The sequence below is a fragment of the Rhizobacter sp. P2_H2 genome (assembly GCF_056403375.1).
This window is the reverse complement of the sequence record NZ_JBFUFP010001853.1, coordinates 1-524: the sequence shown is the minus strand read 5'-3', so window position 1 is coordinate 524 and position 524 is coordinate 1. Positions and strand designations below refer to the sequence as shown.

1 protein-coding gene is annotated in these 524 nt (G+C 73.1%); it reads left to right on the top strand.

Annotated features, from left to right (window positions below; all coding sequences use genetic code 11):
• On the top strand, nucleotides 1–524 hold a 524-nt coding region (locus tag AC1D15_RS36590), incomplete at both ends, for a condensation domain-containing protein (protein WP_477829949.1).

The following is a 524-nucleotide window of genomic DNA, read 5'->3' as shown; positions in this document are numbered from 1 at the left end:
GACTACACCGACTGGCAGGCCGCGATGCTGGCCGGCCCGCAGGGCGCGCAGCTCGCCGCGTACTGGACCCGCCAGCTCGCCGCGCCGCGCGCCGAGATCGAGCTGCCGCCCGATCGCCCGCGCCCGCCGCGCCGCAGCGGGCAGGGCGCGAGCTTCGATTTCCATCTCGATGCCGCCACCACCACCCGCCTGAACCAGCTCGCGCGCGACGAGGGCATGACGCTGTACGTGCTGCTGCTGGCTGCGTTCAAGGTGCTGCTGTACCGCCACACCGGATGCGAGGACGTGATCGTCGGCACGCCGACCGCCGGCCGCACGCAGCCGGAGTTCGCGCGCGTGCTGGGCGATTTCGTGAACCCGGTCGCACTGCGCTCGCGGGTGCATGCCGAGCTGCCGTTCCGCACGCTGATGCAGCAGGTGCGCGGCACGCTGCTGGAGGCGCTGGACGCGCAGGAGTACCCGCTGTCGCTGCTGGTCGAGCGGCTGCAGCCGGTGCGCGATGCGAGCCGCTCGCCGCTGTTCGA